Below are 24,538 nucleotides of genomic sequence, written 5' to 3'. Positions count from 1 at the left end.
AACCCCTACAAGAGGAGTGTGATCGCAATGGCACCACTGCTCGCCCCCGACGTCGAGCTCAGCGAGATCGACGTCACCGATGAGGAGTTCACGCTGGACATGCGCGTGGTGGAGGACACCACGCCGCTGGTGGCCATGATGTGCTCCACCGGCGACGGCTGCGGCGCCACCTGCGGCGGCAGCGCCTGCAGCACCGGCTCCAACGACCCGTCCTAACCCCCTTTCAGCCGCCGGCGCCTCCGGATGGAGGCGCCGGCGGCGCCGTTCACCCCCGGCCGGACAGGAGGCGGATCACGATGACCGTTCCCACGCGCTACCAGCCCACCGGCCTGGTGCTGGTACGCGCGACGACAGATCCCGGCGTGCAGGTGCCGACGCATCTGGAGATGTCCGACCCGGCCGTGATCCAGCAGGACGGCCGGACGTGGCTGATGGAGACGTGGTCGCGCGAGGAGGTCCGCGAGGCGCTGCGGATGGCCAGCCCGGTCCTCGCGGCGCGCATCGACCAGCTCCTGCACACCTCCACCGGCACGGCCACCGTTAAGGAGTTACGCCGCGTCATCATGTCCGCGGCCTCGTATCTGCTGCGCTGGCAGCGCCGTGCCACCCCCTTCGGGTTGTTCGCCGGGGTGAGCACCGCCGGCGTCGGGCCCGCGACGGCGAAGATCAGCGCCGGGCACCGCGTCATGGTCCGCCCGGACGCCGAATGGCTCACGATGCTGACCGACCACCTCGAATCAGATGCGGACCTGCGCTCACGCCTGCTGGTGGTGGCCGACAGCGCCCGGATCGTCCGCGATGGCCGCGTCATCGCCTCCAGACGGGCGGAGGTGGGCGCTCGAAGTGCCGAGCCGCTACAGGAGGTGTCGGTACGCCGTACCCGGCCCGTCCAGGCCGCGCTGGCCGCGGCCTCCACGCCGATCCGGTTCGACGCCCTCGCCCGCGAACTGGTCGGCCGCTTCCCGGCCGCCTCACCGGAGGCGATCGAGGCGTTGCTGCACGGCCTGGTCGACCAGGGCTTCCTGATCACCAGCCTGCGCCCGCCGATGACGGCCACCGACCCCTTGGTCCACCTGATCGGTGCCCTGCGCGCGGCCGAAGCCGAGCAGCGGCCCTACACCGCGGCGGTACTGGCCCGGCTTGAGGAGATCAACGAGCAGCTGCTCCGCCACAACACCAGCGCCGACTCGCGGCAGGCCGAGCAAATCCGGGCGGTGGCCGCCTCGCAGATGACCACGCTCACCCCGGGCACCGGGTACGTGCTGGCCGCCGATGTGCGTCTGGACAGTCACATCACCGTCCCCGAGCACGTGCTGACCGAGGCCGCGCTCGCCGCGAGCGTGCTGCTGCGCCTGACCACTCAGCCGTTCGGATCGGCCGCGTGGCTGGACTACCACGCCCGTTTCCGCACCCGCTACGGGCCCGGCGCCCTGGTGCCGGTACGGGAGCTGGTCGCCGACTCCGGGCTCGGCTACCCCGGCGGGTACCTCGGTGCGCCGCGCGCCCGGCCCTCCTGGCGGACGCTGACCGAGCGCGACGCCGTCCTGCTGGGCCTGATCCAGCAGGCGAGTCTGAACGGGGCCGAGGAGATCACGCTGACCGATGCCGACGTTGCGGCGTTGACCGTGGGCGAGCACGCCGACATCGTGCCGCCGCAGCGCATCGAGCTCGGTGTCGCGGTGCACGCCGCCGACGCCGCGGCGATCGACCGGGGCGAGTTCCGGCTGCACATCACCGCCGCGCCCCGCGCCTGCACCAGCATGGCTGGCCGGTTCGCTCACCTGCTCGATGCCGCCGACCGCGCACGGCTGGCCGCGACCTACACCGCCGACACCTCAGGCGGCGGGGACGCGGTGGTGGCCCAGTTGTCGTTTCCGCCGCGGCGGCCGCACAACGCGAACGTGGTGGGCGCCCCACGGTTCGTGGCCGACGTCGTGTCGGTGTCCGAACACCCCGATGGCGACGTGATCAGCGTGGACGATCTCGCGGTCACCGCCGACGCCGACCAGATGTACCTGGTGCAGCGCTCCACCGGGCGGCGCGTGATCCCCCGCATCCCGCACGCGCTGGACACCGCCGTCCACACCCCTGTGCTGGCGCGGTTCCTCGCCGAGGTCGCCGACGCGCGCACCGCGGTGTTCGGACCCTTCAACCTCGGGGCCGCCCGCGTCCTGCCGTACGTGCCGCGTATCCGCTACCGGCGCACCGTCTTGGCCGCCGCCCGCTGGATCCTCACCTCCACCGACCTGCCCAGCGCCCCCACCGACCGGTGGGATGCGGCGCTGCGTTCCTGGCGGCAGCGGTGGCGGGTACCGGCCCGGGTCGTGCTCGCCGGGGAGCTGCGGCTCCCGCTCGACCTGGACCAGCCGCTGGAGCGGGCCCTGCTGCGGGCACGGCTGGAACGCACCGGACGGATCGAGCTCACCGAAGACCCCGCACCCGACGCCCAGGGTTGGGTCGGACGGCCGGCGGAGCTGCTGATCCCGATGACCGCCATCACGCCGCCGCCCCGGCGGCTCCCGGTCACCGCGGCACCGGGGCCCCTGCTGCGGCCCGGCGCCGGCGCTGTGGTGCGCGCCCACATCGTGGGCAACCCCGCCCGGTTCGACGACATCCTCACCACCCACCTGCCCGCCTTCGTCGCCGGGCTCGCCGACGCGGTGGAGCGCTGGTGGGTACGCCGCCACCGCGACATGATCCGCGTCGAGGCCGACCAATACCTTGCGGTGGTCCTGCGCCTCACCGACCCCCGGCAGTACGGGCCGGTCGCGACCCGTCTGGCCGGCTTCGCCGCGGACCTGGAGGCGCGCGGCCTGCCCGCGCACCTGACCCTGACCTCTCACCCGCAGCATCCCGGCCGCTACGGCGACGGCCCGGCGCTGACGGCGGCTGAGGAAGTGTTCGCCGCCGACACCGGCGCCGCCATCACACAGATCATGATGGCCGACGCCGCCCAGCTCCCCGGGCAGGCCGTGGCCGCCGCATCGATGACGCAGCTGGCCGCGACGTTCGCCCCCGACCCCACCACCGGCTGCCGGGCGCTGCTCGGCTGCCTGAAACAGCAGACCGGGCCGCTGAATCGCAGCCTGCGCGACCACGCCCTCCACCTGGCCGACCCCGCCGACGACTTCCACGCGGTCCGCGCCCTCCCGGGCGGTGACGCGGTCGCCACCGCCTGGCACGCCCGCAACCTGGCGCTGGCCGCCTACCACCGCACCCTCGCCTCCCAGCGCGACCCGGCCACCGTGCTGCGTACCCTGCTGCACGAGCACCACGTGCGCGCTCTGGGCGTCGACCCGGAGTTCGAGCGGGTCACCGGACGCCTGGCACGCGCGGCCGCGCTGCGCCGCCTGGCCCTGGCGGGCGCCCTGTGAAGCCCGGCCCGGTGCACCTCACCACCGACGAGGCGACCTGCCAGTCCCTGGCCAACGGAACAGCCGGGGCCGCGCTCTTGCCCATCGAGCGAGCCCTGACCGGCGCCGGGGACTGGAGAAACGCCCACGAGCTCATCCGGCAGGCCGTAGCGGCGCGGATCGACAGCGCCCCACACACCGGCCTGTACTACGGGGCACCGGCCCTGGCCTTCATGCTGCATGCCGCTGGCACGGACGGACACCCCGGCTACCGGTCGGCGGCCACCACCCTGGACACGTACGTGCTGCGCTCGACCCGCCGACGCCTGACGGCCGCCGCCGACCGCATGGAACGCGGCCACAGCACCACGTTCGGCGAGTACGACGTCTTCTACGGGCTCACAGGGCTCGGTGCGCTGCTATTGCGCCGGGCACCCGGCGGCGACACCCTCGCCGACGTCTTGCGCTACGTCATCCGGCTGATCGAACCACGGCACGAAGACGGCTACGAGCTGCCGGGATGGTGGGTGGACCACGACCCGGACCCGCTCATGCCGACCCCCGGCGGACACGCCAACCTCGGGATGGCGCACGGCGCGGCCGGACTGCTCGCCCTGCTCGCCCTCGCCACCCTGCGCGGCTGCGTGGTCGACGGCCAGCACCAGGCGCTCGAATACCTGACCGCCTGGTTCGACCGGTGGCGCCAGGAGTCCGCGGACGGCCCGTGGTGGCCGCAGTGGGTCACCCGCGCGGACCTGCGCACCGGCCACCCCGCCCAGCACGGACCCGGCCGGCCGTCCTGGTGCTACGGCGCGGCCGGGATCGCCCGCGCCCAGCAGCTCGCCGCTCTCGCCGCCGGTGACCCGCCGCGAGGCCAGGCCGCTGAGGAGGCCCTGGCCGCGTGCCTGACCGGCCGGCAGCTTCGCCGCATCACCGACGCGGGACTGTGCCACGGCATGGCCGGGGTCTACCAGAGCGCCTACCGGGCCGCCCGCGACGCACAGAGCCCCGCGATCGCACAGCGGCTCCCCGCTCTGGCCGACGCCCTCACCCGAACCGCCGCCGAAGGCGACGAGGCCGGGCTGCTGACCGGCGCCGCCGGGGTCGGCCTGGCATTGGAAACCACGCGGCGCCTCGCGCCGCCACGCTCGGGATGGGACGCATGCCTGCTGATCACCTGACCACCGCTTCGCCGTACCAGCTCGCGACCGCCGTGCTCCAGGTCCTCGCGGGCACACACCTGGAACACGCCGCGACCAGCAACAACGTGGACGCCGCCGACCTCGAAGAGGCCGTGGGGGTCTACCAGGCCGCCGGGCTCGCCGCGCTGGAGCGGCGCGCGGACGAGCAGTGGTATCAGGTGCGCGTCGAGTTCACCGACTGGGGCAACGCCGAGACGGTCGGCGCGACGCTGCTCGGGCCACGCCTGGACCACCTCCAGGCCGGCGGAGCAGTGAGCGGCTGGTGGTTCCTGCGCAAGTACCCGTGCTGGCGGCTGCGGCTACGCGACGCGGACCCCTCGGCCGTGAACCGGGTGCTCGACGAGCTGACCGCCGCCGGGGCTCTTGCCCGCTGGTGGCCCACCGTGTACGAACCGGAGATCGCCGCGTTCGGCGGGCCGACCGGAATGCACCTGGCCCACAGCCTGTTCTGCGCCGACAGCCGCGGCGTGCTGGACTACGCACGCCACAGCGCCCCCGGCCTCGGCCGCCGTGAGGTGTCCCTCCTGCTGCTCACCGCCCTGCTGGCCGCCGCAGGCTTGGACTGGTTCGAACGCGGCGACGTCTTCGACCGGGCCGCTCGGCTGCGCCCCGCACCCCCGGCCGCCGACACCACCCGCGTCGACGAGCTGGCCGACCGGATACGCCCCCTGCTGGCCGCCCCCCTGCAGGCCGACAGCGCCCTGTTCACACCCGGCGGGCCGATCGCGTTCGCCGCCCCCTGGCTCGCCGCGTTCGAAAGCGTCGGCCGCCGCCTCGGCCACGCCGCAACCGCGGGCCGTCTCGACCGCGGAGTGCGCGCCGTCCTCACCCACATGCTGATCTTCCACTGGAACCGGATCGGCCTGTCCGCCGCCACCCAGGGCATCCTTGCCCGCGCCGCGACCACCGCCGTCCTCCCGAGGAGCCGACCATGAACCTCACGACGTTGAGCGCCGCCGCGCGCCGTTTCCCGCTGGTGGGCCGCCCACGCCCCGCCTGCCCGTCCCTGCCCGAACGGGTCACCGAGGTCGCCGGCATCGCCCGGCACTGCGAAGGCATGCACGAGGCGGCGCACGCCCTGAACAAGGCCGCGCTGCTGGCCAGCGACTGCGGTCTGCCCGACCTCGCCCGTGACCTGTGCTGGCAGCACATCAACGTCTACCGCGCGGGCAAAACCCCGCTCACCGTGGTGCAGGCCAGGTACATGCTCGAACCCGTCATCAACCTCGCCCGCCTCCAGATCCGCGCCGACAACGGCAGCCAAGCCCTACGGCTGCTGGAGGCGGTGCACCGGGCCGTCACGGCGAACACCACCCTCCTCGTCGAGGGCCGCACACTACCGCTGACGGGCCTCATCGGTACCCGGCAGGAGCACCACAAACTCCGCGAGTGGGTCTGGCTGCTGTACCTGGAGGACGGGATCCGCGCCCTGGCCCTCGCCGGCCGCTGGGACGAGGCGGCCGCGCACGCCGAGACCCACCGGGGCGTCGGCCTGCACCTCATGGACGGGCGACAGGCCGTGATCGTCGCCCACTGCCTGCGCGGTGAGCAGCACGCGGCACGGGCGGCGCTGCGGGAGAGCACACCGGCGTACCCGTGGGAACAGCAGGTCGCCTCCTGCCTGACCGTGATGTGCGCCCACGAGGCATCCCCGGCCCGAGACATCACCACGATGGTCGACCGCTTCCTGGAGCAGGAACCGCGGCAGGGGTATGAGGTCTTCCGGGCGCGACTCGGGCTGACCGTGGCCACCCTCGCCGGCGATACCGATCCGCTCGCCGCCGCCCGCGTGCTCGCCCAGGTGGCAACGGAGACCATCGAAGCCGGCGATGGATACGCCGCCCGTGAGTTGATCAAGCACCGCGGCACTCCGGGACTGACCTCCGGGCAACGCGAGGTTCTGGCCGGACTGGTGGCCTCCTCCGCCCTGGGGGCCGGGACGCTGCCCGAGAGCATGCTCACCTCTCTCATCAGCTCAGTGGAGACCGCGAAAAAGGCATTGACCATGGATATCGGTGGGTCTGAGCGGCTCCCGTCATAGCGGTGATCTTCGCTTCCACCTGGTCGCGGCTGCGTGGCTCCGCCGCGCCCTGGCGAACGCCATAGGCTCCCCGGTGGCGTGCCGCGCCGGTGGGAGCGGTCGCCCTCCTGCATTCCGACCCCTCATCACAACTCCAGCGGAGGGGTGCGATGCGGTGTCATGTGAGACCGCTGATTTCCGTGAAGGGCTGCAAGCGGTGCTGCTAGCGTGGCGGCGTTCTCACCCGTCACCTCCGGGATCGCCATGCAGCCTCTTCCCAGTATGCATTCTCCGTCACTGGAGACACTCCAGCGGTATGTCGCGGAGATGGAGAAGGAACGCGGCTTCTCCGGCAGCACGATCATCGAGCAGTGCCTGAAGCTCAGCGAGGAGACCGGCGAGGTGTGCAAGGCCGTGCGCAAGCACGCCTCCCTGCCGATCGACCCCACCAGCCCAGTGGGAGACATCGGTGCCGAGTTGGCCGATGTCCTCATCTACGTCGCGGCGATCGCCAACCGCGTCGGAGTCGACCTGTCCGAAGCCCTGCGGGAAAAAGAGCGGGTCAACGAGACACGTGCCTGGACATAGGCCGAGATTGCCCGTCGATGCCAACGATTCGAGGCGGCTCACCCGGAGCCTGGCCATTTCGCCGTCATAGAGCCTGAGCACCGCGGTGAGAGGTGGGCGGGTCCCGCCTCGGACCTCTTCAGCTGAGGATCCACCCTCACTTCGCGGCGACCGCCCGGCCGGCCTTCGATGCCCCTCGTACTACGAGGTGGCCGCCCAGATCACGCACCACTCTCCGGATCTCCGGGTCCTGCCACCGCCGCTCCGCGATGTCATCGCCTCCTGCCTGCGCAAGGAACCGGGTGATCGGCCCTCCGCGGCGCAACTGATGCTGCTGCTCTCCAGCTGACCCTCCTCCGTGTTCCTATCTTGTGAACGGCCTGTCGTCATATTATTTGCATACTTAGTTCACAGGCTTTAATCTACGTATGCTTGTCACGACAAGAAGCGAGTGGGGCGGCTATGCGATCCTTGCGCGGCGGACGGACGATTCACCTACTGGACATCGAGAACCTGACGGCGTCCCCTTACCCGACCACGGCTGAGGTGGGGGAGACGATGAACGAGTACCGGGAGCGCGTCCCGATCGGCGCCATGGACCAGTTCATCGTCGCGGTGAACCCTCTCTCCATGGTGAGCGTGGGGGTCGCGATCCGTGGAGTTCAGCTGCTGACCCGCGCGGGCGCCGACGGGGCCGACAGCGCCCTCACCGAGGCGGCTGTGAACAGCAGGATCGACCTGCGGTTCGAGCGGGTCGTCATCGGCTCGGGGGACGGGTATTTCACCGACCTGGCCGTCTGGCTGACGGCGGCGGGACTGCACGTGACCGTGGTCAGCCGCCCCACCTCGCTGAGCCGGCGTCTTCACGACGCCACCGGCGACATCACCTACCTCCCCCCGGTGCTGGCCCTGGCCGCCTGACGAACGCGGCACCCGTGGCGCGAGCGGCCCTCAAGGCCGCTCGCGCCCCCGACACGGAGAGCACCATGACATCGCTGATCCTCGATGGCCAGGCGTTCCTACCTGACCAGATGACCATCGCGTGGGCCGTCGAAGAGCTCCCCCGGTACGGCTCACTGGTGCTGGAGCTGGAGGACGAGAGCTGGTACATCCAGGTCGCCAAGATCCAAGGCGCCGACCACTACCTGATGGAACACCGGGCGGGCAGAGCCGACCGGCACGTGTGGGCCATCGCCCGGAGCGGGGCGGACCTGGCCCGGGCGCTGTGGGGGTTCGCCGTTCGCAGCGAGGGGTGGATGGCCGGCTTCGACTGGGAGCCGCTCGAGTTCGACGAGGACTCCGGCTGGGCGCGCCTGCCGGACCACCACCCGATGTCCAGCCGCTCCGGGCTCACGATGGACGGCTTCGAGACACTGCCCGCGATCAGCGACGAGGACTACAGGGACGGCACGCGGTGATCCGCCTCCCGGGCGGCGGTCCGGGGGATCGCCAGCGCGGCCACCACGCCGATCAGCGCGAGGGCCGCGGCGGTGAAGAGGGCGGATCGCAACCCGTCGGCGGTGGCGGCGCGCAGCGCGTGCCCGGTCAGGCCGGCGGTGTCGCGACCGGCCACGGCCACCAGTACGGCCAGGCCCGCGCTGCCGCCCGCCTGCAGGACGGTGGAGGAGAGGCCGGAGACCGCGCCCTGCTCGTGCGGGGCCACGCCGGTCGAGGCCACGATGAACATGGTGTTGAACGACAGCCCCGACCCCAGGCCGAAACCGGCGAGCCCGGCCAGCAGACCGAGGTAGGAGCCGTCGGCGGACAGGCTCGACGCCAGCACCGCCGTGCCCGCCGCGCCCACGAGCACGCTGAGGACCAGCGTGCCGCGCGTCCCGACGCGCGGGATCAGCCGTTCGGCGGCCAGGTTGCCCGCCGTGATCCCCAGGGTCGGCCCGAGGAAGGCCAGGCCCGACCGCAGGGCGTCGTAGCCGAGCACGTCCTGGAAGTGCAGGGTGAGGAAGTACGGCACGCACTGCAGGGTCAGGCCGTAGACCAGGATGGCTCCGGCGGCGGCGCTCGTGTGCCGGTTGGCCAGCAGTCGCGGGGGCATCAGCGGGTTGCGGCTGCGCGCCTCGATCACGAAGAACGCGGCGAGCAGCGCCACGGCGGCGGCGAGGGACGCCAGGACCTCGGGGGAGAGCGGGCCCGGCTCCGCGCCGCGCGCGATGGCGAACACGAGCGCCGTGACGCCCGCGGTGCCGGTGAGCGCGCCGGGCAGGTCGAACCCGCCCGCCCGTCGCGGGCCGTCCGGCGTCAGGACGGCGAACGCCGCGGCGGCGCCGGCCGCGGTCAGCGGCAGGTTGACGAAGAAGACCGCCTCCCAGCCGAACGCGCCGGTCAGCACGCCGCCGAGCAGCGCGCCGAGGCTGAGCCCACCGGCGCCGCACACCGCCCACACGGTCATCGCCCGGTTGCGGGCCGGCCCCTCGTCGAACATGGTGACGACCAGCGACAGGGTCGCCGGCATCAGCACCGCGCCGCCGAGTCCCTGGAGCGCCCGCGCGCCGACCAGGAGGGCCGGGGCGGTGGCCAGGCCGCCGAGGAGCGAGGCGACGCCGTACAGCAGCAGGCCGAGGACGAACATGCGCCGCCTGCCGAGCAGGTCGGAGAGGCGGCCACCGAGCAGCAGGAAGCCCCCGAAGGGCACCGCGTAGGCGCTGACCACCCACTGCAGCGTGTAGGGGGAGAACCCCACGTCACGCGCGATCTGCGGCAGCGCGACGTAGACGATGGTGAAGTCCAGGGCGGTGGTCATGCTGCCCAGGCCGAGGAGGACAAGAGGGATCACAGGTCGCATGCCGGACAGCCTGCTCGGGGTCCCGGCCGCCAGCCAGGTCCGCGCTCTGACTGGTCAAATTCTGCCTAGGCTGGGTGATCGTGGATCGTGGTGCCGAACTGAGCGAATTCCTCAAGTCCCGCAGGGCGCGGTTGCGTCCGGAGGACACCGGCCTGCCGTACCGGAGCGGCGGGACACGGCGGGTGCGCGGGCTGCGCCGGGAGGAGCTGGCGATGCTCGCCGGGGTGAGCGTCACCCACTACACCCGGCTGGAGCAGGGCCGCAGCCGGAACGTCTCGACCGAGGTGCTGGACGCCATCGCCGACGCGCTGCGGCTCACCGGGGACGAGCGGGGATACCTGCACGCGCTGGCCCATCCCGCGCACCGGTGCCGAGACGTCCCGCAGCTCCCGCTCCGGCCGGGGCTGCAGCGGCTGCTGGACTCCATGGTCCTCACGCCGGCCCTCGTCCTCGGACGGCACGCCGACGTCATCGCCTGGAACAGGCTCGCCGCCGCCGTCTTCACCGACTTCGCCGCGCTCCCCGAGGAAGACAGGACCATCGCCCATCTGATCTTCCTGGACGAGGACATCCAGCGCATGCACGGAGAGGGCTGGCCGCGGCTCGCTCGGGAGCACGTGGCCCAGCTGCGTGTCCTGGCCGCACGGTACCCCACGAACCCCCGGGTCATGGAGCACGTCGACGCGATCTGCCGGCGGAGCCCCGAGTTCGGCCGCCTGTGGCACGAGCACCACGTGGCCGTCGCGACGCACCGCGACTACGTCCTCGACCATCCGGTCGTGGGCGAGCTGCGGCTGTCCGCCGAACTCGTCGGCCTCCCCGGTGACCCCGAGCTGCAGGGGATGGACCTGTTCGCCGCCGAGCCGGGCTCCGCGTCGGAGGAGAGACTGCGGCACCTGGCCGCCACCACCACACGCGCACCGTCCGGCCCCGCGTCACCGGGAGAGCCGATCTCCCACGGTTGACCGGCCGGACGCGTCCACCGGGGTCGCCCGTGTTCAGCGGTCGCGTCTCCAGAGCTTCCCCGTCGACAGGTCGAGGTGGTAGACGCGCTCGCTCATGACGCCGCGCACCAGGAAGGAACCCTGCTCCGACCAGCCGAGGCCGACGTCGAGGAAATCGTCCCCGGGGAATGTGGGAACGACGCCGCGCAGGCGTCGCCCGGTCGTCACGTCGAAGGTATCGAGACGTCCCTCGCGTCCCCGGATGACGACGAGGCGGCGTCCGTCCGGGCGGAGGTGGTACGTGTCCCCGGGTGAGTCCTTGACCTCCTTCCTGAGGGGAAGGCTCATCCGGGTTCTCCCCCGCAGGTCGGCCACGAGCACCTGGGACGCCGTGGTGACCACGATTCCGCTCCCGTTGAGATCGTGGACCCGCCGGGCGCCGGGGATCGACGCCGAGGCCCAGGTCCTGGTGTCGATGATCTGCGTGTCGTCCTCGGCCAGGGCGACGTACCTGTTCTGACCGAGGAACGCGGGCGCGGGCACCGCGGTGTCGGCCAGGCCGCCGGTCAGGCGGTGGATGCCCCGGGCGTCCTGGTACGTCATGCGACGATCACCCCTGCCCAGGTAGACGACGGCCTTCTTGTCAGGGCTGCGCACGAACGGCGCGAGCCGGGGCGCCCCGCCCGGCCTGATGACGTACGGCGCCGCCTGAGGGAACGGCGTCCCGTTCACCCTCCATGACCGGCAGGGGGCATCCAGGTGGCCGGACCACGCGCAGGTGGGCTCCTTGTAGCCGCGCACCGTCGTGAAGGTCGCCGTCTCGTTCGCGAGCGGCCTGGGCGGCGCGTATTCCGGCGGTTCCGGAAGCGGCGGTCGCCACGGGGTGAGGACCACTCCCGACAGCACGATCGCGGTTCCTGCGAGGTGGAGGCTCCGGGCCGACCAGCGGCCGAGGGCCCGTCCGGCCTGGACCGCTTCGTCCGGCTCCTCGGGCGCCGGCCCGGCGCTCGTCCTCCGGGCGGCGAGCGGCACGGCCGCCGTCACGACGACCATGATGACGGCATGGGCCAGAAGCGCCGGTGTGACGTCTCGGCTCGTCAGCAGGTGGAGGCCCGCCACCGCGGCGGTGGCCGAACCGAGCAACCACGCCCTCCGATGGAGAGCGGTGTCGCCGGGGTCGCGCGGTATCGGGGCCGGCGACCGTACGCCGTGGAGGATGGAAACGGCGCACCAGCCCACGACCAGATAGAACGGGTCTTCGGTGAGCAGGGCCAGTGGAACGGCAGCGGCGAGGGTGATCAGCCGCCACCGGCGCAGACCGCTGAAATGGTCGATGACCTGCCGGGCGTTGGCCGGTGTGACGGAAAGGCCGGTCAGCGTGGCGAATCTGTCGAGTCTTTCCCGGGTGACCGGTACGGCCGCGGTCAGCAGAGCTGCCACGGAGATTACCGAAATGGTCATCAAAGGTACTGTCACAAAGCGTCACCATATATGGTGCTATAGCGTGACCTCCGAGAATATGTGGGAGCAATTCGGTATCGCCACATGGCGCAGGTGGCGATACCGATTGCCAGGCCTGATGTCCGTTTTAGGGGTTCTTGTGGTTATCGCAATTCTCCTGCGGAGTTCAGGGGTCATAACGCCGCAGATCAGATGGCGGGTCGATGATTTCTTTGTCAATGCCGAGGTGGACGAGAACGGTGTGCTGTCCAGTAGCTGGCGCATCGAAACCGAGAACGAAGCCTCGGTCCCCTTCACCGTCACCGGTGTCTCGGCGGAGATGCCGGGCCTCCGCCTGCTGCCCGCCGACGAGGCGAAGAAGGAGCAGACCGTGCTGACCGTGGGAGGCGGGGACACAGAGGTCCTGAGGAGGAGCGTCGTCGTCACCGACTGCGCGGCGGTGCCGTACGAGCCCCAGCCGGTCCGCTTCACCTACCGGACCTGGATGGGTTCGGGGTCGGAGCAAGTGGTGTGGGACTCATGGCACCTGTCGGAGCCCGAGGAGTCTCCGGAGTCCGAGGAGTTCGATGGCGCCGTCGTGTTCGACGACCGGTCTCAGAGCAGCCCCGTCGCCTGGCAACGGGGCTTCGCCGGCATGGTCTGCAACGACGCGATGCGCCAGGACCCGTTTTAAGGACCGGCTCACCCGGAGACGACGACAGACAAGGGAGAGGTGCGGCGTATGCGGCCCGTCACGACGATTGCCACCGGTTTCGTCATCGCCTTCGGCGCCCTCAGGCTGAACGGCTTCGACCTGCTGCTCGACCCCATCGGATGGGGGATGTGCGCCTCCGGGCTGTTCCGGCTGCGCCGATCCGGCGATGACCCGTTCGCCGCGGCCTGGGCCTCTGCGGTCTTCATGATCTGTGTCTCGTTCGCGAACCTGGCCGCGTCCGGCGGGGTCCTGGGCTACGGGCGGACGGTCTTCTCCTTCGCGGAGGTGATCGGCACCGTCGATACGGCCGGCGGTCTGATCACCGTCTGGCTGGCCGTCGAGGCCGTCATCAGGCGGATCCGTCCCCATGGGGAGACCGCCACGGCGGACCTCCTCGACGTGCTGCGCTGGGCTGTGGCCGGGGTGGGGGCGCTCGCCGTCCTCGCGCGGTACGGCTACGTCGGCCTGGGGGCCGCCGTGGTCGTCGTCTGGTTCGCGGTCTTCATCTCCCTGGTCATCGTGCTCTACCGCTCGGCCCGCCTGCGGTGCCTCTCCCCGACGTGGGAACCCGTGGCGGCTCAGGAATCTCCGGCCGACGTCGCTGAAAAACCGGTTTCTCGGAACTGATCGGTTGGTTACATTCGTCGGGAAAACGCTGCCGCGCACCGCGGCGCGCGCCTTGACGAGTGAGAGGGGAACCGGCCGTGCGTCACCATCACCGCACCGTCGTACTCGTCCCCCGGTCATGGTCACGGTACGACGTGATTCTGGTGTCTTCGACGGTTCCCGGCATCGGCCGCGCGGCCGATGCCGGATGTCCGTGACGAACGCCTGATCCCCTTCCGCCGGATGGCGAACCTGCCATTCAGGCATGCCCCGGCGCGGTGTCGCGACGGCGGAGCCCGTACAGAGCCGGTCGTCCGGTTGCGCTCCGGTGCGGCGCGCGCGTCGGGCGTGCGCCGGCGTGGCGGTCCTATACCCGAGGGCCTTCGCCTGGCCTGGTCTCAGGAGTTTTGTCATTAATCGCGCTGTCCTGTCCGAAATCCATTCAGGAGTCATGGGCATGCGTGCGAACCCGCACCTTCATCTCACCGACCACCTCACCGAACCGCTGACCGGCGTCCGGAACCTGGGCATCCTCGCCCACGTCGACGCGGGGAAGACCACGATCACCGAACGGATCCTGTACGCCACCGGCGCCGTCCACCGGCGTGGCGAGGTGCACGACGGGACCACCGTCACCGACTTCGACTCCCAGGAGCGCGACCGCGGGATCACCATCTTCGCCGCGGCGGTGAGCTGCGCCTGGGACGGCCACCGGATCAACCTCATCGACACCCCCGGCCACGTCGACTTCTCCGACGAGGTCGAGCGCTCGTTGCGGGTGCTCGACGGCGCGGTCGCGGTGTTCGACGGCGTCGCGGGGGTCGAGCCGCAGAGCGAGTCGGTGTGGCGGCAGGCCGACCGGCACGGCGTGCCGCGGATCGCCTTCGTCAACAAGCTCGACCGCGCCGGCGCCGACCTCGACGCGGTGGCCGCGGCGATCCGTGACCGGCTGGGCGTGACCCCGCTGGTGGTCCAGCTGCCGATCGGGCGGGAGGACGGGTTCACCGGCGTGGTCGATCTGCCGCGCATGCGCTCTCTGGTCTGGCCCGGCGACCGCGAGGCCGCCGGGGAGGGCCCGGTGGAGGGTCCGGTGCCGGACGGTCTGCGCGAGGAGGCGCACCGGCGCCGCCGGCTCCTCGAGGAGGCGGTGGCCGGGCTGCATCCGGGCGCGCTGGAGGAGTTCTGCGCGGAGCCCGCGATCTCCGGGGAGACCCTCGCCGCCGCGCTGCGCGACCTGACCCGTACCGGCGAGGGCGTGGTGGTGCTGTGCGGGTCGGCCTACCGCAACCGCGGGATCGAGCCGCTGCTGGACGCCGTCGTGGCCTACCTGCCCTCGCCGCTGGACGTGCCGCCGGTACGGGGCGCCTCCAGTGGTGAGGCGCGGGTAGGACTCGTAGGCCCGGTCGCGCCGCCCGCCTCGGACGATCCGGAACGGGTACGACCCACCGGCCCGGCGACGCCATTGGCACCGGACGGTACGACACCGGCACGGCCCGTCGGCCAGGCGACGCCGTCCGCCGCGGACGACGCGGCACAGGTACGGCGTGCCGACCCGGCGGCGCCGTTCGCCTCGCTGGTCTTCAAGGTGAGCTCGACCGCCACCGGGCGGCTGGCCTACCTGCGCGTGTACTCGGGGACCGTACGGAAGGGGGACGTGGTGCTGGACGCGGGCGCGGGCCGTACCGAGCGGATCGGCCGGATCCTGCGGGTGCAGGCCGACCGGCACACGGAGGTGGACCGGGCGGCGGCCGGGGACATCGTCGCGGTGGTCGGGCTGAAGACGACCCGCACCGGGGCCACGCTGTGCGACCCCGAGGCCCCGCTGGTCCTCGAACCGCCGGTGACGGCCGATCCGGTGGTCTCCGTGGCGGTCGAGGCGCGCGGGAGGGCCGACGCGGGCCGGCTCGCGGCGGCGCTGGCCCGGCTGGCCGAGGAGGACCCCTCGCTGTCGGTCCGGACCGACCCCGAGACCGGTCAGACGGTGCTGTCGGGGATGGGCGAGCTGCACCTGGAGGTCGCGGTGGAGAAGATCCGCCGTGCCCACGGGTTGGCCGTCGGCGTCGGCAGGCCGCGGGTGACCTACCGGGAGACCGTCGTGCGCGGGGTGTCCGGGCTGTCGTACCGGCACGTCAAGCAGGACGGCGGCGCCGGTCAGTTCGCCTGCGTCGTCCTCGGCGTGGAGCCGCTGGGCTCCGCCCCGGACGGCGCCCCCGGTGCCCCGGGCGAACCCGGCGGCATCGGCGCCCCGGACGGCTCCGGCGGCTCCGGTGGTTCCAGCGGCGGCGGCGACGGTGGTACGGCGGGCTTCGTCTTCCGCTCGGCCGTCGTCGGCGGGCGGGTGCCGAAGGAGTACGTCCGGGCGGTCGAGGCGGGCTGCCGGGACGCCCTGGCCGAGGGCCCCCTGGGCGGTCATCCGGTGACCGGCCTGCGGGTGACGCTGACCGACGGGACGACCCATCCCAAGGACTCCTCGGAGATGGCGTTCCGTACGGCCGGCCGGCTCGCGCTGCGGGAGGCGCTGAGGGCCTGCGCGATGACGTTGCTGGAGCCGATGGCCGAGGTCACGGTCACCGTTCCGGACGACGCCGTCGGCGGGGTGCTGGGCGACCTGGCGGCCCGGCGCGGCCGGGTGTCGGGATCGGTCACCCGGGCGGGTACGGTGGCGGTCACCGCGACCGTGCCGCTGGCCGAGCTGTTCGGCTACGCGACCGCGCTGCGCGGCCGCACCCGGGGCCGGGGGACCTTCACCAGCCGGGCCGCCGGGTACGCCCCGGTGCCGGGCGCGGTGCCCGAAGGGGCTCCGGCCCGGTAGGGACGGACGTCGGGCACGGTATCCGAAGGGACGCAGGCCCGGGAGGGACCGGTGCCGGGTGCGGTCGCCGATGGGACGCAGGCCCGGGAGGGGCCGGCGCCGGCGTGGTGGGGACCGACGCCGGGCGCGGTGGCCGCGAGGCCGCCGGTCCGGCGTCTCGTCTCCTCAGGGCCGCCAGGTGACGGATCAGGGCCGCCGTGGCGAGCAGAGCCACGAGCGCGCACACGGCCGGCCAGCCGAGGCTCTCGCAGGCCCGGGCGCCGAGCCAGGAGCCCGCGCTGCCGCCGAGGAACGCGCAGGTCATGTAGGCGGTGTTGAGCCGGCTCCGCACTTCGGGGCGGAGCCGGTAGATCCGCGTCTGGTTGGCGACCATGCCGGACTGCATCGCGACGTCGAGCAGCAGCGTGCCCAGCGCCAGCGCCACCAGGCCGGCGACACCGCCGAGGCTCCCCGCCGCGAGGACGGCGGCCGACACGATGACCCCGATCATGCAGACGAGGTTGACCGGATCGGATCCCCGCCGGTCCACCTGACGTCCCGCGACCGGTGTGCACACCATGGTGACGGCGTTGACCAGCGCGAACATCCCGACCGCCTGCGGGCCCAGGCCGTAGACGGGACCGGTGAGCAGCAGGGCGAGGCTCGTCCAGACCGCGGAGAAGCCGGCGAAGACGGTCGCCTGGTAGAAGCAGGAGCGGCGCAGCTCGGGTTCGCGGCGGAGCAGGCGCAGCGGCTCGGCCAGCAGCTCCGGGTACGGCCGGCGCGTCGCGGGGACCGTCACGGGCAGCGAGCGGGCGAGGACCGCCGCGAGGAGCAGGGCGAGCGCGGCGGCCAGCAGGTAGGGGGTCCGCCACCCCAGCCACTCGCCGAGGGAGCCGCCGAAGGTGCGCGACAGCAGCATGCCGCCGATCGAGCCGCTCAGCAGCGTCCCGGAGACCACGCCGCGACGGTTCTCCGGCACCAGGCCGGCCGCCATCGGCCCGATGACCGGGGCGGCCACGGTCGTGACGCCGACGAGGACCCCGGCGCCGATGAGAGGCGGCAGGGAGGGGGCGAGTCCCGCGGCGAGCAGACCCAGGCCGGTGAGGCCGAACAGGGTGACGATCAGCGGGCGGTGCGGCAGCCGGTCGCCGAGGGGAACCAGCAGGAAGATCCCCATTGCGTAGCCGAGCTGGGCCGCGGTCACCGCCAGGGCGGCCGAACCCGGCGGCACGTGCAGACCGGAGGCGATCAGCGGGCTGACCGCCTGGGGGAAGTAGATGTTGCCCACGGCCACGCCGCAGGCCAGGGCCAGCAACAGGATCATCCGGTGACCCTCCCGGTGGGGCTCCGGCGTCGGGCGCGTCGTCATGCGCCGAGACTCACAGGCGCGTGCGGTACCGGGCAAAGGATGTAGTCCTGGGCTTAACGGTCGGTCGCGCGACCGGCTGGGCGCGGAGTTCACCGAGGCCCTCTCCCTCCGGGACGACGGAACGGAACGGCGGCCCGGGACGGGGTCCACGCATCGCCCCCCGGCCGGCGTGGGCCCGGGGAAGCGGATCCCGGTCAGCCGCGTTGATCCCGAACATCGGATCCCGGCCGGCCGACGCGGGCCGGAGCGGCGGATCCCGGTCAGCCGGTGCGGGTCCGGAGCCATTCCAGGGCCGACTCGGCGGAGCCGAGGACCGAGATGTGCCCGTCGTCCGGGCGCGGCCACAGCTCCGCCGAGGGGCAGCGGCGGGCGAGCCACTCGCCGTGCGCGGCGGGCACGACCCGGTCCCGGCCGCCGTGCACGAGGAGGACCGGCACGCGCACCCGCCGGGGTTCGAAGCCCCACGGGGCGACGTAGGCGAGGTCGTCGTCGATCAGCGCTTCCGGGCCGTCCTCGACGGCCGCGCCGACGATCTTGTTCAGCCAGGACCACGTGCCGGAGAGCGCCGCGTGGTCCGCCGGGGTGAACTCCGGGTCGTAGTCGGCTCCGGAGGTCTCGTACCGCTCCTTCTCCTCGCGCCCCTTGGAGGCGGCGCGCAGGGACGCCACGCCGGAGGGGCCATGCCCTCGAACCAGTCGAGACCCTCGGCGTCGAAGGGCGCCATTCCCGCGACGCCGACCACGCCCAGGACGCGGTCGGGCAGCAGCGCGCCGCACGCCAGGGCGTGCGGCGCGCCGCCGGAGTGGCCCATGACCGCGAACCGGCCGATGCCCAGCGCGTCGGCGACGGCCGAGACGCAGGCGGCGGCCGACGCGATGTCCCGGCCCGGGAGAGGCGTGGATCCGCCGTACCCGGGCCGGTCGTAGGAGACCCAGCGGAGGCCGAGCCGCTCCGCGGCCGGGAAGAGGGGCTCGGGGGGCGCGCCGATGTTCGGCGTGCCGTGGTGCCAGAAGACGGTGAGGTGGTCACCGCCGTCGGGCGCACCCGTGTCGTACACGTGCAGGGTGTGCCCGTCGCCCGGCTCGATGTCGGTTTCCGTGACCATCAGCGGAGCGTAGCCGCCGGGGGTGACAGAACGTTCCGGGCGGCCGCAAGTATCCCGGCCGCCCGGAGCCGTTCGCCGGTCAGCCCGCGGCCCGGTCGGGGCGGGGAGCCGGGGCCGTGTCGCGGAGGAAGTCGAGGACGGCGCGCGTGAACGCCCGGGGCTGGTCCTCCGGGATCAGGGTGTAGCTGTCCTCGATCTCGACGAGCCGGCCGTCCGGGAAGAGCTCGGCCAGCCGCCTGCCGTGGTCCCGCGGCATCACGCGGTCCTCCGCCGCCCAGACGACGAGGACGGGCCGGTCGAAGGACCGCATCCGGTCGGCCCATTCGAGCAGCGTGTGCCGCGGAGTGGTGGACAGGGCGTACTTCCGCAGGTCGCGCCTGATCTCCGGCCGCGTCTGGGCCGGGCGGAACCAGGCGTCCATGACGTCGGCGGGGACCGGTCGCTTGGACATCCAGCCCCAGCCTCCCGGCATCCTGCGCAGGGGACGCACCCGCAGCGACCGCATGGCCACCGTGAGCCCGCCTGGGATCCTGGCGGCCGCGGCGATGATGCGGCCGGGAACGCCGGGCGGGTAGTTGTCGAACGCCTCGCAGCCGCTGAGCACGAGCCGGCCCACCCGGTCGGCGCGCCCTTCGGCGATCAGGACCTGCGCGCCGCCCCAGTCGTTGAAGACCAGGGTGACGTCGCGCAGGTCCAGCCGCTCCAGGAACTCGGCCACCAGCAGCCCGAGTCCGCGCAGGGAGAGGTCGGCGTCGGGACGCATCGGCCGGTGGTGGCCGCCCAGGGGCAGGACCGGAAGCACACAGCGGTGGTCGGCGCGCAGGTGGGGGACGACGTTCCGCCACAGGGAGCCGTCCATGGTGAGGCCGTGCAGCAGGACGATGACTGGCTTGTCGCCGCCGGTGTCCTCGTACTCGATGATTCCGGCGGACAGTTCGATCTCAGGCATGGCCGCTCCCGGCGAAGCTAGTTGATAGATCGCTCTAGCGAGAGAGTAGCGTACGATCGGAAGGCCGTGACGACGAGGGGGAGGGACCAAGGTGGCGAGCACCAAGGACCGGATCATGGGCGCCAGCGCCGAGCTGTTCCGCCGCAACGGGTACACCGGAACCGGCCTCAAGCAGATCGTGGCCGCGGCCGAGGCCCCCTTCGGCTCGATCTACCACTTCTTCCCCGGCGGGAAGGAGCAGCTCGGCGAGGAGGTCATCCGCCGGTCCGGCGGAACGTACGTCGAGATGTTCGACGCGGTCATGGACGCCGCCCCGGACCCGGTCGCCGGTGTCCGTGACTTCTTCGCCGGAGCCGCCCGGCTGCTCGTGGAGACCGGGTACGCCGACGCCTGCCCGATCGCCACCGTCGCGCTGGAGGTCGCGAGCACCAGCGAACCGCTGCGCCGGGCGACCGCCGACGTCTTCTCCGCCTGGATCGCCGCCGGCACCGAGCGCTTCGCCGCCGCGGGCGTTCCCGGCGACGTGGCCCGCGAGCTCACGATCTCCATGGTGGCGGGGCTGGAGGGGGCGTTCGTCCTGAGCCGCGCGCTGCGGACCACCGAGCCCGTGGAGGTGGCCGGAGCGGCCGCCGTCGCCGCGACCCGCGAGGCCCTGCGGCGCGCGGGGTCCGCCGGAGGGTCCGCCGCCTGACCGGGCTCACCGGAGTCCGCCTGGGGTTCCGCGGTCTGAACAGGCGCGGGGTCCGACAGAGGTCCGCGGCCTGAACGTACGCACGGGGTCCGCCTGGAGTCCTGTGGTCTGAACGGGCTCTCGGCTCTCGTCCGCTGACGTGTTCTCGCGTGGCGGGGTGCTCCGAAGCGTACGGTGGGGTCGCTTTCGTCGCCTAAAGTCGGGCGAATGCCCCCGAAATCCTCCCGGCAGGCCCGGCTGGCCTGGCTGGACGCCCTGCGCGGGCCCGCCGCGCTCGCCGTCGCGCTGCACCACTCGGGCTGGACGTTCCTGCCGGACCTCTGGGTGGAGGTGGACCGCAGGATCGACGTCGGCACGTGGGGCGTCTTCGTGTTCTTCATGGTCAGCGGCTACATCATCCCGGCCTCCCTGGAACGGCGCGGCGACCTGCGGACCTTCTGGATCGGCCGCGCCTTCCGCCTCCTTCCCCTGCTGGCCGTCGCGGTCGTCCTGGCGCTGCTCCTCGCCGCCGCCGGGGCGTTCGACCTCCATCCGGGGCTGGGCATGCGCCCGCTGCCGCTGGTCGTCCTCGGGAACGCGACGATGCTGCAGGAGCTGCTCGGCGTGCCCGCCGTCATCGGCGTGATGTGGACGCTCTCCTACGAGATGGCGTTCTACCTGCTGACGGCGGGGCTGTTCACCGTACGGCAGGCGCACCGTTCGGCCGTGGTCGCGGTCGTCCTTGCACTGGCGGCGGTGCCGCTGGGGCTCCTGCTGCCGCGCCCGGCCATCAAGGGGGGCGCCGACCTGGTGGCCGCGCTGCTCGGAGTGGCTGTCGTCGCGGCGATCGCGATGTCGGTGCGCGGGCGGGGCGGGGCACGCGGCGGCGTCACCGGCGTCAACGGCACCACGGTCGCCGCGGTGTCGGGCGGGGTCCTCGGCCTGGCGCTGGTGGTCCTCGGCAGCCGGGTCGGCGCATGGCAGGGCCTCATCGTCCTGGCCATGATGTTCGCCGGTACGGCCGTGTACCGCGCGGAGCGGGGGGCGATCCGGTGGCGCACCGCCGTGGCCACCGTGCTGACGGTCCTGGCCTGCGGGTTCCTCGCCAAGGACGACCCCGGCTGGGCCCCGGCGCTCCTGCTGGCCGCGGCCTTCTTCGCGGCCGGGTTCGCGCTGCGGCGCAGGTCGTTCCCCCACTGGCTGACCCACCTCGGGGTGATCAGCTTCTCCCTCTACCTGCTGCATCCGCTCCTGCTGCGGGTGGTCCCGAACCTCCCGCTGTTCTTCCTCGTCCTGGTGCCGCTCGCCTACCTGACCCACCGGCTGGTCGAGGCCCCGGCCCAGCGCCTCGGCAGGCGGCTCGCCCGGCGGGCGGCGGGGGCGACGGCACGGGGGGCCGGAGCCCGCGGGGCCGACGAATCCGGCGAGGCCGGGAAGCCGATGGGTGAGCCCTCCGGGTGAGGGGCGGGCGGGGACGGGACGGCGCGTCCGGCGAGGAACACGGCTGCTTTTCCACGGGTCGCCACCCTCTCCGGACAATTCCGGCAAATCTGCACTATTTCATCACATATATCCTGTGCAACATTCATCCCCTTTTGGAATGATGGCCCCTTTGGTGCTCTCCCACCCCTCCAGAAAGGGACGAATCCTCATGAGGCGATGGATTGTCCTAACCGTCGCGGCGCTGATCGCGTCCGTGCCGGTCGCCGCCGTGCCCGCCGCCGCGCAGGCGGGTTCTCCGGACCCGGTGCAGGCGGTCAAGCGGCAGTTCCGCGACGGGCACGGCGTCCAGCTCGCCGAGGTCACGCGGGTCGTCATCGACAAGACCTCGATACGGATCCGCAACAACGCCAGGCTGCAGTTCGGCCGTTCCGGACCGGTCGCCTTCGACGGCACCTGGCAGATCGTCGCCGACCCGGAGCTCACAAAGGCCCTTGAGGGCGCGGAGTCGTCCTTCGACTTCTTCACCCCGTCCTCGGTGACCGCCGTGGACGGCAAGCTCTACGTCTCCAACAGCACGTACGGCAACCTGCCCGAGAGCAAGGAGTGGGTCCGCACGAAGGCCCCCGCCGACCTCAAGGCCGTCAGCAGCCAGACCGTCAACGTGTTCGAGCCGACGGTCCTCAAGACCATGCTGAAGGGCGCGAAGCGCGAACCCGCCTCCGGCGGTTTCCTCTACCGGGGCACCGTGAGCCTGGGGCAGCTGTCCAAGGCGTCCCCCAAGTCCTACCCCGCCCTCCCCGGCGAGCTCGGCCGCGAGGCCGCGAAGAGGTCGATCTCCTGGCGGCTCTGGACGAACGGCGACGGCCTGCCCCAGCGCATGATGAGCACCGAGACCATGCGGATGGGCAAGAAGGTCTCGATGACCTTCAGGACGGACACCCGCTACACCGACTGGGGCATGCCGGTCACCGTCCTGGCCCCGCCCGCCGACAAGGTCCTCGACGAGAAGGACCTGAAGATCGACTACCTCTTCGACTTCTCCGACCCCAAGGAGATCGTCAACACGGTCAAGCCCTGACGGCTCGTCTCCGGCTCCGGCGTCCACCCGCCGGGGCCTTGTACCGGGCGTCCGGCCTTGTACCGGGCGTCCGGGGCTCAGCGGGCGTCCGGGGCTGCGGGGGTTCGGGGCTCAGCGGGAGTGCAGGGCCGTACGCCAGGCGTCCGGGACCGGCCCGCCGTACGTGATGGTCCGGGCGCCGAGGAACGCGGCGAGGGCGGCGACGGCCTCGGCGACCGGCTCGGCGGCCGAGGCGGGGGCGTCGGGCTCGGCGTAGAGCCCCTCCACCGTCAGTACGGCGGAGCGCCGGTCGAAGCGCGGCGCGATCCGGCCGATCAGGCGTTCCCCGTGCAGGACGGGCAGGACGTAGTAGCCGTAGCGGCGCTTGGCGCGGGGGACGTACATCTCGGTGCGGAAGACGAAGTCCCACAGGCGCTCGGTCCTGGCGCGGTCGCAGACGAGGTTGTCGAAGGGCGACAGCAGGACCGTGCGGGAGGATCCGTCGGCCGGGGTCTCCAGGAGCGGGAGGGCGTCGTCGTGGACGTACCAGGTCTCCGTGCCGGCGGAGCCGATGCGGGCGCGGTGGACGCGGCCCGCGTGTTCCAGGGCGGCCAGTGCGACGGGCAGGTCGGGGTAGCGGTCCCGCACGAAGTGCTGCTCGATGTCCGCCGGACGCGCCACGCCCAGTGACCGCAGCGCGTGCTCGGCCGACCGCGCCACCGCCTCGGGCGCGGAGAGCGGCTCCCGCTCCGTCCAGCCGGGAAGGCAGCGGTCGGCCAGGTCCCAGAGCCGGCGGCGGCCGTCGCGTCCGGCGACCATCACCGTGCCCTGCCGCCACAGGAAGTCGAGCATGCGCTCCACGTTGCGGCCCGCGGTCCAGCCGCTCGACTGCCACGGCACCTCGGCGATGTCGTCGAACCCGTCGGTCGGCAGCGGGCCCGCCTCGTCCAGCCGTTCCAGGACGTGCAGGCGCAGGCGCTCGTTGGCGGTCATCCAGTCGCGGACCCTCCGGGCGTGAGGGGAGTCGCCCGTCGCGTAGCCCCGCATCATGACCTGGTGGATCGGATAGTCCTCGGTCAGCACGATCGAGGCGGCGTGCGCCCAGTACTCGAACAGGCTGCGTTCCTTCCACAGCCGCGTGTCCAGCTCGGCCCGGTCGTAGGAGCCCAGGCGGCTCCACAGCACCAGCAGGTGGCTCCGGGCGACGACGTCGATGGGATCGAGCTGGAGGCACCGCAGCCGCCGCAGGACCTGCTCCATGCTCACGGGGCCGGGACCCGCGAGGCACTGCGCGCCCACGGCGAGCCGTCTGGCCTGGTCGATGGTGAGCGTGAGAGCTGACGGCATGCGCGGCGGCCTTTCTCGCGGGGATTCCGTCCGGCAATCTACACATAAATCCATGCGGTATTCGATGGTTTGTGCGAGAGTCCCCATCGGAAATGGAGGCACCGATCCCGGGCGGGATCGTCCGGAGCTGGTTAGGATCAGCGCGTACGCACATGTT

At 72.4% G+C, this 24,538-nt stretch carries 22 protein-coding genes; 16 read left to right on the top strand and 6 right to left on the bottom strand.

Features of this window, described 5'->3' with window-relative positions; genetic code table 11:
* The first annotated feature begins 27 nt into the window (after nt 1–27).
* The 9 genes from ACZ6W9_RS21760 (at nt 28) to ACZ6W9_RS21720 (ending at nt 8,560) form a co-directional block, all read left to right on the top strand.
* Entirely contained in the window at nt 28–216 is a 189-nt protein-coding gene (locus tag ACZ6W9_RS21760; RefSeq protein WP_390003989.1) for an FxLD family lanthipeptide, read from the top strand.
* 80 nt (nt 217–296) lie between these two features.
* On the top strand, nt 297–3,374 hold the full coding sequence (locus tag ACZ6W9_RS21755) for a lantibiotic dehydratase (protein ID WP_470119293.1): 3,078 nt from the start codon (nt 297–299) through the stop codon (nt 3,372–3,374).
* Between the two features lie 11 nt (nt 3,375–3,385).
* A complete protein-coding gene (locus tag ACZ6W9_RS21750; protein WP_470119291.1) occupies nt 3,386–4,534 on the top strand; it encodes a lanthionine synthetase C family protein in 1,149 nt (382 codons plus the stop codon).
* Nucleotides 4,516–5,490, top strand: a complete 975-nt coding sequence (locus ACZ6W9_RS21745; RefSeq protein ID WP_470119290.1) for a thiopeptide-type bacteriocin biosynthesis protein — start codon at nt 4,516–4,518, stop codon at nt 5,488–5,490. The genes ACZ6W9_RS21750 and ACZ6W9_RS21745 overlap by 19 nt, the downstream gene beginning before the upstream one ends.
* A complete protein-coding gene (locus ACZ6W9_RS21740) occupies nt 5,487–6,596 on the top strand; it encodes a hypothetical protein (protein ID WP_470119288.1) in 1,110 nt (369 codons plus the stop codon). The genes ACZ6W9_RS21745 and ACZ6W9_RS21740 overlap by 4 nt, the downstream gene beginning before the upstream one ends.
* Nucleotides 6,597–6,857: 261 nt before the next feature.
* The gene (locus tag ACZ6W9_RS21735) at nt 6,858–7,163 is read left to right on the top strand and encodes a MazG nucleotide pyrophosphohydrolase domain-containing protein (RefSeq protein WP_470119286.1); all 306 of its coding nucleotides are present in this window, start codon (nt 6,858–6,860) and stop codon (nt 7,161–7,163) included.
* Between the two features lie 187 nt (nt 7,164–7,350).
* Nucleotides 7,351–7,491, top strand: a complete 141-nt coding sequence (locus ACZ6W9_RS21730) for a hypothetical protein (RefSeq protein ID WP_470119284.1) — start codon at nt 7,351–7,353, stop codon at nt 7,489–7,491.
* A gap of 209 nt (nt 7,492–7,700) precedes the next feature.
* The gene (locus tag ACZ6W9_RS21725) at nt 7,701–8,063 is read left to right on the top strand and encodes a hypothetical protein (RefSeq protein ID WP_470119282.1); all 363 of its coding nucleotides are present in this window, start codon (nt 7,701–7,703) and stop codon (nt 8,061–8,063) included.
* A 65-nt stretch (nt 8,064–8,128) separates the two neighbouring features.
* Nucleotides 8,129–8,560, top strand: a complete 432-nt coding sequence (locus ACZ6W9_RS21720; protein ID WP_470119280.1) for a hypothetical protein — start codon at nt 8,129–8,131, stop codon at nt 8,558–8,560.
* Here ACZ6W9_RS21720 and ACZ6W9_RS21715 read toward each other — a convergent pair.
* Nucleotides 8,539–9,942 carry an MFS transporter gene (locus ACZ6W9_RS21715; RefSeq protein WP_470119278.1) on the bottom strand — a complete coding sequence of 468 codons (1,404 nt, stop codon included), beginning with the start codon at nt 9,940–9,942 and terminating at the stop codon, nt 8,539–8,541. The genes ACZ6W9_RS21720 and ACZ6W9_RS21715 overlap by 22 nt on opposite strands.
* An 80-nt stretch (nt 9,943–10,022) precedes the next feature.
* Between ACZ6W9_RS21715 and ACZ6W9_RS21710 the strand changes: the two genes are divergently transcribed.
* Nucleotides 10,023–10,907, top strand: a complete 885-nt coding sequence (locus ACZ6W9_RS21710; protein WP_470119276.1) for a helix-turn-helix domain-containing protein — start codon at nt 10,023–10,025, stop codon at nt 10,905–10,907.
* A gap of 33 nt (nt 10,908–10,940) precedes the next feature.
* On the opposite strand, the gene ACZ6W9_RS21705 is transcribed toward ACZ6W9_RS21710, so the two are convergent.
* Nucleotides 10,941–12,347: a hypothetical protein gene (locus ACZ6W9_RS21705; protein ID WP_470119275.1), complete on the bottom strand. Its 1,407-nt coding sequence runs from the start codon at nt 12,345–12,347 to the stop codon at nt 10,941–10,943.
* Nucleotides 12,348–12,573: 226 nt separating this feature from the next.
* On the opposite strand from ACZ6W9_RS21705, the gene ACZ6W9_RS21700 reads away from it, so the two are divergent.
* The 3 genes from ACZ6W9_RS21700 to ACZ6W9_RS21690 all read left to right on the top strand — a co-directional run bounded on the left by ACZ6W9_RS21700 (nt 12,574) and on the right by ACZ6W9_RS21690 (nt 16,459).
* Complete coding sequence (locus ACZ6W9_RS21700; protein ID WP_470119273.1) at nt 12,574–13,020, top strand: hypothetical protein; 447 nt, start codon at nt 12,574–12,576, stop codon at nt 13,018–13,020.
* 48 nt (nt 13,021–13,068) lie between these two features.
* Nucleotides 13,069–13,668, top strand: a complete 600-nt coding sequence (locus ACZ6W9_RS21695) for a hypothetical protein (RefSeq protein ID WP_470119271.1) — start codon at nt 13,069–13,071, stop codon at nt 13,666–13,668.
* Nucleotides 13,669–14,104: 436 nt separating this feature from the next.
* Nucleotides 14,105–16,459, top strand: coding sequence for an elongation factor G (locus ACZ6W9_RS21690; protein ID WP_470119269.1), 2,355 nt, complete (start codon nt 14,105–14,107; stop codon nt 16,457–16,459).
* Here ACZ6W9_RS21690 and ACZ6W9_RS21685 read toward each other — a convergent pair.
* The 3 genes from ACZ6W9_RS21685 to ACZ6W9_RS21675 form a co-directional block, all read right to left on the bottom strand.
* Entirely contained in the window at nt 16,392–17,765 is a 1,374-nt protein-coding gene (locus tag ACZ6W9_RS21685; RefSeq protein ID WP_470119267.1) for an MFS transporter, read from the bottom strand. The two genes, ACZ6W9_RS21690 and ACZ6W9_RS21685, sit on opposite strands and share 68 nt — an antisense overlap.
* A gap of 583 nt (nt 17,766–18,348) precedes the next feature.
* Entirely contained in the window at nt 18,349–18,915 is a 567-nt protein-coding gene (locus ACZ6W9_RS21680; RefSeq protein ID WP_470119265.1) for an alpha/beta fold hydrolase, read from the bottom strand.
* 79 nt (nt 18,916–18,994) lie between these two features.
* On the bottom strand, nt 18,995–19,864 hold the full coding sequence (locus ACZ6W9_RS21675; protein ID WP_389967018.1) for an alpha/beta fold hydrolase: 870 nt from the start codon (nt 19,862–19,864) through the stop codon (nt 18,995–18,997).
* Between the two features lie 91 nt (nt 19,865–19,955).
* On the opposite strand from ACZ6W9_RS21675, the gene ACZ6W9_RS21670 reads away from it, so the two are divergent.
* The 3 genes from ACZ6W9_RS21670 (at nt 19,956) to ACZ6W9_RS21660 (ending at nt 23,055) form a co-directional block, all read left to right on the top strand.
* Nucleotides 19,956–20,555, top strand: coding sequence for a TetR/AcrR family transcriptional regulator (locus ACZ6W9_RS21670; RefSeq protein ID WP_470119263.1), 600 nt, complete (start codon nt 19,956–19,958; stop codon nt 20,553–20,555).
* 207 nt (nt 20,556–20,762) lie between these two features.
* Nucleotides 20,763–21,995 (top strand): acyltransferase family protein, encoded by a 1,233-nt coding sequence (locus ACZ6W9_RS21665; protein ID WP_470119261.1) that lies wholly within the window; start codon nt 20,763–20,765, stop codon nt 21,993–21,995.
* A 190-nt stretch (nt 21,996–22,185) separates the two neighbouring features.
* The gene (locus ACZ6W9_RS21660; protein WP_389967010.1) at nt 22,186–23,055 is read left to right on the top strand and encodes a hypothetical protein; all 870 of its coding nucleotides are present in this window, start codon (nt 22,186–22,188) and stop codon (nt 23,053–23,055) included.
* Nucleotides 23,056–23,166: 111 nt separating this feature from the next.
* Here ACZ6W9_RS21660 and ACZ6W9_RS21655 read toward each other — a convergent pair whose 3' ends face one another.
* Nucleotides 23,167–24,381, bottom strand: coding sequence for a winged helix-turn-helix domain-containing protein (locus ACZ6W9_RS21655; protein ID WP_470119259.1), 1,215 nt, complete (start codon nt 24,379–24,381; stop codon nt 23,167–23,169).
* Between the last annotated feature and the right edge of the window lie 157 nt (nt 24,382–24,538).

The sequence above is a fragment of the Streptosporangium sp. NPDC053982 genome (assembly GCF_055585205.1).
Note: the sequence above shows the minus strand (reverse complement) of the source record. Positions and strands in the feature narration are given on the sequence as shown.